5 protein-coding genes and 2 pseudogenes are annotated in these 7885 nt (G+C 55.4%); 6 read left to right on the forward strand and 1 reads right to left on the reverse strand.

The genetic code is table 11. From position 1 onward, the window contains the following. From RTK32_RS03135 to RTK32_RS03155, 5 genes and pseudogenes are all read left to right on the forward strand, one after another. Positions 1-324, forward strand: a pseudogene (locus tag RTK32_RS03135) (beta-ketoacyl-ACP synthase I); the annotation flags it as partial. Positions 325-641: 317 nt separating this feature from the next. After that, positions 642-1586 carry a trehalose operon repressor TreR gene (treR, locus tag RTK32_RS03140; RefSeq protein WP_312042057.1) on the forward strand — a complete coding sequence of 315 codons (945 nt, stop codon included), beginning with the start codon at positions 642-644 and terminating at the stop codon, positions 1584-1586. Between the two features lie 253 nt (positions 1587-1839). After that, positions 1840-3252: a PTS trehalose transporter subunit IIBC gene (gene treB, locus RTK32_RS03145; RefSeq protein ID WP_312042058.1), complete on the forward strand. Its 1413-nt coding sequence runs from the start codon at positions 1840-1842 to the stop codon at positions 3250-3252. A gap of 23 nt (positions 3253-3275) precedes the next feature. Next, positions 3276-4931, forward strand: coding sequence for an alpha,alpha-phosphotrehalase (gene treC / locus RTK32_RS03150; RefSeq protein ID WP_312042059.1), 1656 nt, complete (start codon positions 3276-3278; stop codon positions 4929-4931). 26 nt (positions 4932-4957) lie between these two features. After that, positions 4958-6244 (forward strand): maltoporin, encoded by a 1287-nt coding sequence (locus RTK32_RS03155; protein ID WP_312042060.1) that lies wholly within the window; start codon positions 4958-4960, stop codon positions 6242-6244. 9 nt (positions 6245-6253) lie between these two features. Here RTK32_RS03155 and RTK32_RS03160 read toward each other — a convergent pair whose 3' ends face one another. Continuing rightward, positions 6254-7684: a PLP-dependent aminotransferase family protein gene (locus tag RTK32_RS03160; RefSeq protein ID WP_312042061.1), complete on the reverse strand. Its 1431-nt coding sequence runs from the start codon at positions 7682-7684 to the stop codon at positions 6254-6256. 90 nt (positions 7685-7774) lie between these two features. Here RTK32_RS03160 and RTK32_RS03165 point away from each other — a divergent pair. Beyond that, positions 7775-7885, forward strand: a pseudogene (locus tag RTK32_RS03165) (rhodanese); the annotation flags it as partial.

Here is a 7885-nt window from a genome sequence, read left to right on the forward strand (position 1 = left end):
CACGGCACCTCTACGCCGGTAGGCGATGTGAAAGAACTGGGTGCAATTCGCGAAGTCTTCGGTGATAACACCCCAGCGATGTCGGCCACCAAAGCCATGACCGGCCACTCTCTGGGAGCGGCGGGCGTACAGGAAGCGATCTACTCTTTGCTGATGCTGGAACACGGTTTTATCGCGCCAAGTATCAATATTGAAGAGCTGGATGCAGCAGCGGAAGGTCTGAACATCGTGACCCAGCCTACTGAGCAGCAGCTGACTACCGTCATGTCCAACAGCTTCGGCTTCGGCGGTACCAACGCGACGCTGGTCATGCGCAAGCTGTAACCGGTTAGCTATTTAAAAAAGGATGCCTCGCAAGGGCATCCTTTTTTTATGGCACGGATTTGGCTGAACGCCGCAGCGGCGTAGAGAGGCAAGGCCTGGAGTAATGCTGTTCATGGCTGCCCGATGTTTGATTAGCCACGCCGCGCCACATTCATCCCGCTTTACACCCTGCCACGTCACATTACTCTGCACTATGCCCCCTCGCGCCATGTTCATCACATCACGTGATGCCGCATCACGACGATAACCCGGAGGCTGATTGTCAGGGCAAAATACGGTAACCTTCCCACTTCGCTGTAATCACAGAAGCGTCGATCATGAACAACAGGATGACCATCAAGGATATTGCCCGGCTGAGCGGGGTAGGGAAATCGACCGTGTCGCGCGTATTGAATGGCGAAGGCAGCGTCAGTCAGAAAACGCGTGAGAAAGTAGAAGCCGTTATTCAACAGCAGAATTTCATGCCGTCAAGAGCAGCCCGCGCCATGCGCGAGCGGAGTGACAGGGTGGTGGGAATTATCGTTTCACGTCTGGATTCCCCGGCTGAAAATCAGGCGGTCAGGGCCATGCTGCCACTGTTTTATCAACAGGGTTTTGATCCCGTGGTGTTGGAAAGCCAGTTCGAACCGGGCCACGTAAAGGGGCAGCTACGCATGCTGGCTCAGCGTCACGTGGATGGCGTGATTTTGTTTGGCTTTAGCGGGTTGGATGAGGCGATGCTGAGCGGCTGGCAGGACAAGATGGTGGTAATGGTACGCCGTTACACCGGTTTTTCATCAGTGTGTTATGACGATGCAGGCGCGGTCAATTTACTGATGGATAAGCTTTATCAGCAAGGGCACCGCCATATCAGTTACCTGGGCGTGGAACAAAGCGATACCACTACCGGAGCCTGTCGTTATCAGGCCTACCTTGCTGCCTGTCGGCGCTTACAGCTCGCCCCGCTCGGCGCGCTGGGTGAGTTGACGTACCAATATGGCTATGAGGGTATAGCCGGGATCTTAACCGGGCAAACTACTGCGCTAATCTGTGCCTCAGATAGCATAGCGCTTGGGGCTAATAAGTACCTGCAGCAACGGCCCGTTCTCTCCGTCCAGGTGTGTGCCATTGGCAATACCCAGCTGGCCAGATTTTTGTTCCCTCAAACGCTTTCCGTGGAGTTTGGCTACGGTGAGGCGGGTTCCCTGGCGGCCAGGCAGTTGCTTGCCCAGCTTAATGGCACCGCAGAGCCGCGGCAATTTATTGTCCCCTGTCATTTCTGACAATATGTTACCGATAGAACCGCTATTTTTGTGATCCTCCCTTTAAAATGGGAACGTTCCCCTTTATGGGGGATTATTTCCCGTTACACTCGCGAAAATTAAACAGGTCAGGGGAGGGAAGCCACTCTTTAAATGTATAACTATTGTTTATTATTGTCGGCTTTATATTGGTTTAATATTAATAAATAGTTAAATTAAATATTCATTCAGGTAATTATATTTCTTATTTTATTTTTTAATAAAAGGACTTACCGTGGAAAAAATAAAACAGGCGACCGACCGCTTGATCGAACTCGTCGGCGGCAAAAAAAATATTGCCGCCGTCAGCCATTGTATTACCCGATTACGCTTTGTCCTTCATGATGCGACCCTCGCCCAGCCCAAAATGATTGAGACGCTTTCCGGCGTCAAAGGCTGTTTTACCAATGCAGGGCAGTTTCAGGTAGTGATTGGCACAGATGTCGGCATCTGGCATCAGGCACTACTGGCCGCCACGGGGGCTGACGACGTTAATAAAGAGCAGGTGAAAATTAAGGCCCGGCAGAATATGAAGTGGTCCGAGCGAGCTATTTCACATTTTGCTGAAATATTTTTCCCACTCTTGCCTGCATTAATTTGCGGCGGGTTAATTTTAGGTTTCCGCAATATTATCGGCGACGTGCCTTTTTCTGGCGGAAAAACGCTGGCACAGCAGTCAACAGCCTGGCAAACGCTTTATGATTTTTTGTGGCTGCCGGGCGAAGCCATATTTATGTTTTTACCGGTGACCGTTTGCTGGTCAACAGTAAAAAAAATGGGTGGCACACCGGTATTAGGCATCGTGCTGGGCGTAACGCTGGTTTCTCCTCAGCTGATGAACGCCTATCTGTTAGGTCAGCAGGTGCCGGAAGCCTGGAATTTCGGCTGGTTTACCATTGAAAAAGTGGGCTATCAGGCCCAGGTTATCCCTTCCGTACTGGCCGGTATGATGCTGGCCTGGATTGAACTGCGCCTCAAAAAATGGGTGCCGGATTGTCTCTGGCTGGTTGTGGTGCCCATAGTGACCGTTTTACTGGGCGTTTTCCTGGCGCATGCGCTGATTGGGCCTTTCGGCAGGCTGATTGGTGACGGTGTTGCCTGGGGCGTAAAAGCGTTAATGACCGGCAGCTTTGCTCCCATCGGTGCCATGCTGTTCGGCTTTTTATATGCACCATTGGTGATCACCGGCATTCATCAGACCACGCTGGCAATTGATTTGCAGATGATTAACAGCATGGGCAGTACGCCGCTTTGGCCACTGATTGCGCTCTCCAACATCGCTCAGGCCTCCGCCGTTGTCGGCATCATCACGCTCAGCCGTAAAGCTAACGAGCGTGAAATCTCTGTGCCAGCGGCTATTTCCGCCTTTTTAGGCGTAACCGAGCCTGCCATGTACGGCATCAACCTGAAATATCGCTTCCCTATGCTGTGCGCCATGATCGGTTCCGCACTGGCCGGTTTGCTGTGTGGACTGAGCGGCGTGCTTGCCAACAGCATCGGCGTTGGCGGCCTGCCGGGCATTTTATCCATCCAACCGCAGTTCTGGCCGATCTTTCTGGTAGCGATGCTGATAGCCATCCTGGTGCCGCTGCTGCTGACGCTACTGGTATACCGCCATAAGGCCAAACGTGGCGAGCTGTCCGTATAGCTTTTAAATAAAGGATTATTGCGATGAGTCATGAACTCGCCTGGTGGCAGCAAGGCGTTATCTACCAAATTTACCCAAAGAGCTTTCAGGACAGTAACGGCAATGGCTTTGGCGATCTGAAGGGGATCATTTCCCGCCTCGACTATCTGCAGACGCTTGGCGTGGAGGCGATCTGGCTAACGCCAGTCTATGTTTCTCCCCAGGTCGATAACGGTTACGACGTGGCCGACTACTACGCTATCGACCCACGCTACGGCACCATGGCTGATTTCGAGCAGCTGGTAGCCGAAGCGCGTCAGCGCGGCATCCGCATCGTCATGGATATGGTGTTTAACCATACTTCTACCGAACACCCCTGGTTTCTGGCTGCACAGCATCCCGCCAGCCCCTTTCGGGCATTTTACCACTGGCGTGACGGCACAGGGGACCGGCCGCCAAATAACTGGCGATCTAAATTCGGCGGGTCGGCCTGGCAATGGCATCCGGCAAGCGGGCAATACTATCTGCATTTGTATGCCGTGGAGCAGGCCGATCTTAACTGGGCGCATCCCCCGGTACGGAAAGAACTGAAAAAGGTCTGCCGTTTCTGGGCGGAAAAAGGCGTCGAAGGCCTGCGACTGGATGTGATTAACCTGGTATCGAGGCATCCGGAGCTGCCGGACGACGACGAGGGTGACGGGCGGCGCTTCTATACGGATGGCCCACTTATTCACGACTATCTGCGAGAGATGAGTCGGGAGGTCTTTCAGCCTCTTAACCTGATGACCGTGGGGGAAATGTCTTCCACCACGCTGGAAAACTGCCAGCAATACGCGGCCAGCGACGGCAGTGAACTGTCGATGACCTTTACCTTCCATCATCTGAAAGTGGACTACCCCGGTGGCGATAAATGGACGCTGGCCAGGCCGGATTTCGTTAAGCTAAAAGGCATTTTTAACCACTGGCAGCGCGGCATGCACAATCGTGCCTGGAACGCACTGTTCTGGTGTAACCACGATCAGCCGCGCATCGTTTCCCGTTTCGGTGAGGAAGGTGCGCTGCGCGTGCCCTCGGCGAAAATGCTGGCAATGGTACTGCATGGGGTGCAGGGCACCCCCTATATCTACCAGGGCGAAGAGATTGGCATGACCAATCCAGGCTTCAACCATATCGACCGCTACCGCGATGTGGAAAGCCTGAACATGTACGCCGAACAGCGGGCAAAAGGGCGCGGCGAAGCCGACATTCTGGCCATTCTGGCGAGCAAGTCGCGCGATAACAGCCGAACACCCATGCAATGGACGGCAGAAGCCAATGCGGGGTTCACCACCGGTAAGCCCTGGCTGAGCTGCGCGAACAATGCTTCGGCCATCAATGTGGAACAGGCTATGGCCGACCCCGATTCCGTTTTTCATACCTATCGCCAGCTTATTGCTTTGCGTAAAACGCACCCGATCCTGACATTTGGCGATTACGAAGATCTGGATCCGCAGCATCCAACGCTGTGGTGCTACGTACGGCGCTGGAAGGGGCAGCAGCTGCTGGTAGTGGCCAACCTGAGCCGTACGCCGCTCTCCTGGCAGAATGCCGCCATTGAAGCCGACCCCGGCTGGCGCAGGCTGCTCTGCAACTATCATGACGCGCCAGCGCAGGCAGGCACGTTACGGCCTTTTGAAGCAATGTGGTGGATAAAGGAATAACCGCTCAATAAAAAAAGGGATGAATAATGAAACAGAACGGCAAATTTGTGGGTAAAGCGTTTCTTACCGTAGCGATCGCTGCGGCACTTTCTGCGCCAGCTTTGGCCTTGGACTTTCATGGCTACGCGCGTTCCGGTATAGGCTGGAGCGGGAGCGGCGGGGAGCAACAGTGTTTTAAAACTACCGGTGCGCAGAGTAAATATCGTCTGGGTAACGAGTGCGAAACCTACGCGGAACTGAAGCTGGGGCAGGAGGCATGGAAAGAGGGCGATAAAAGCTTCTATTTCGATACCACGCTGGCCTATGCCGTATCACAGCGCGCTGATTTTGAAGCCGTGTCGCCCGGTTTCCGCGAGGTGAATGTTACCGGCGTCAATTTGATTGATGCGCTGCCAGGCGCCACGCTCTGGGCGGGCAAACGTTTCTACCAGCGCCACGATGTCTTTATGACCGACTTTTTCTACTGGGATATTTCCGGCCCGGGTGCCGGCCTGGAAAACATCGATCTGGGCTTCGGCAAACTCTCCCTGGCGGTCACGCGCAACAGCGAATCGGGCGGCTCGCAAGGCTATATGGATACGCAGCGGGATGAGCGGCCGACCGTCAATGATGTGTTTGATCTCCGCCTGGGCGGGTTAAAAACCAACCCCGGCGGCAGCCTGGACCTGGGCATCGATTATGGCCGTGCCAACGTTCAGAACGGCTATCGGCTGGCAGACAATGCCAGCAGAGCCGGCTGGATGCTGACGGCTATTCACACCCAGGCTATCGCGAACGGCATGAACAAATTTGTGGTGCAGTACGCCACGGATGCCCTGACTTCGCTGGGCAATGGCCGTGGTGAAGGTGCCTCAGTAGATAATAATGGTCATATGATGCGCATCCTCGATCACGGCGCCATTGATCTCAACGATCGCTGGGGAATCGCCTATGTAGCGATGTATCAGGATATCAATCGCGATAACCACAACGGTACCCAATGGTACACCGCAGGCGTAAGCCCGATGTATAAGTGGACGCCCATCATGAGCACGCTGCTGGACTTCGGCTACGATAATGTAAAATCTCAGCGAACCGGCGAGCGCAATAGTCAATATAAGATAACACTGGCCCAGCAGTGGCAGGCAGGCACCAGTCTCTGGTCTCGTCCGGCGTTGCGACTGTTTGCGACATGGGCTAAATGGGATGAAAAATGGGGATATCCTACGGCGGTCGACAACAGGATGGCTTACAGCGATACCCATCTGCAAACCTTCAGCCGGGGCCAGGGCAATGAGGCCATATTCGGCGCACAGATGGAAATTATGTGGTAACTGTTAGCGTCAGTCTGAAAAGAGGCGAGTCAGCTTTTCTACCGCGCTAACGATCTCTGCTGGCTGCAGGGCGGAAAAACCCAGCAGCCAGCCTTCCTGTCGTACGCTTCCCTGATACAAAGGCGACAGGCGCGGCAGCACTAATCCCGCCTGCAAAGCCTGATGCGTTAACCTTTCTTCGCCGCCATTCGGCAGCGTGGCCGTCAGCTGCAACCCATGCTGGTGGTCCAGCGGCTGGAGCCGGTCACCCAACCTGCTGGTAAGCTCCGCCAGCAGCAACTCGCGGCGGCTACCGTAAAGTTTGCGCATCAGCCGCAGATGCGCCTGAAAATGGCCGCGATCGAGAAAATCCGCCGTGACCGCCTGCATCAGCAGCGCGCTGTGTCCGTCCATCACGCCACGCATCCGGCAACAGGCATCCACCAGCGCGGACGGCACCGCCAGATAAGCCAGCCGCAGGGAAGGGAACAGCGTTTTGGAAAAGGTGCCGAGATAAAATACGCGTCCTGCTTTATCCAGCCCTTGTAACGCGGGCGCAGGCTGCGTGTGGTAGTAAAATTCGCTGTCGTAATCATCTTCAATCAGCCAGCTGCCGTGCGCGCGCGCATAGGCCAGCCATGCCAGGCGGCGCGTCAGGCTCATGGTGACGCCGAGAGGATACTGATGGGAGGGCGTCAGATAGATCAGCTTCGCTGCCGGGCCATCAGGAATGCGCGCGCCCTGGTCATCAAATTCAAGCATGCCGACCGTTGCGCCTGCGCTGTTAAAAGCATGATAAGCGCCGCGGTAGCCGGGGTCTTCCAGCCAGACTGTATCACCCGGATCGCACAGAAGCATTGCCAGCATCTGCAGCGCCTGCTGTGAACTGGTCAGAATAATAATTTGCCCGGCATCACTGCGGACGCCGCGCGCCTGGGCAAGATAGCGCGCCACCGCCTCACGCAGCCCGACCAGCCCCTGCGGCGCGCCGTAGCCCATCATTTTTTCCGGCGCATGGCGCAGCCGCTGTGCAACCAGCCGCCGCCAGGTATCATGAGGAAAGGCCCGCAGATCCGGCGAGCCCGCGGCGAAAGCCTGGGGGAAAATCGGATCGTCGCAGCCGCCGGAGGCGACAATTTTTCTGCCGCGTGATGAGAGCCTCGGCACCGCTGTCGCTTGTCTGGCAGGCCGCACCGCAGGCAGATCTGTGGCAACGAAAGTGCCTTTTCCGCTCTGCCGCAGCAGGCAGCCTTCGCTTTCCAGCTGCGCATAGGCTGCCTCTACCGTCACTCTGGACAGCGACAAATCCACGGCAAGCAGCCGTGAAGAGGGCAGCTGTTCGCCCCGTCGCAGCGTGCCGTCGGTAATCAGCTGACGCAAAGCAGCGCATAATTTGTCTCGCCGGGTACGGGCCTGCTGCGAGGCGAATAGCTGGATTAACGGCACGCGGGTAAGGGGCATATGGGTCTTGTCGTCCAGGTAAAATGGGTATTATTGTTAAGGCCGTTTTACCCTATCATCAGGCTCATCTTAAGCCAATGAGTATGCATTATGACCCAATCAGCCGTTTTACAGTTTCCGCCGCCTGATGCGGTACAAAGCGAAGCGTGGCTACATGAAAAGCTGGCTTACTACAGCGATGCCTGGGATCTGGCTCAGGAT

This window comes from Erwinia sp., assembly GCF_031978025.1.
In the GTDB taxonomy this organism is placed as follows: domain Bacteria; phylum Pseudomonadota; class Gammaproteobacteria; order Enterobacterales; family Enterobacteriaceae; genus Erwinia.

Coding starts and splice junctions, on each gene's coding strand:
- treR (WP_312042057.1), top strand. CDS start 642: ATGAACAACAGGATGACCATCAAGGATATTGCCCGGCTGAGCGGGGTA.
- treC (WP_312042059.1), top strand. CDS start 3,276: ATGAGTCATGAACTCGCCTGGTGGCAGCAAGGCGTTATCTACCAAATT.
- RTK32_RS03155 (WP_312042060.1), top strand. CDS start 4,958: ATGAAACAGAACGGCAAATTTGTGGGTAAAGCGTTTCTTACCGTAGCG.
- RTK32_RS03160 (WP_312042061.1), bottom strand. CDS start 7,684: ATGCCCCTTACCCGCGTGCCGTTAATCCAGCTATTCGCCTCGCAGCAG.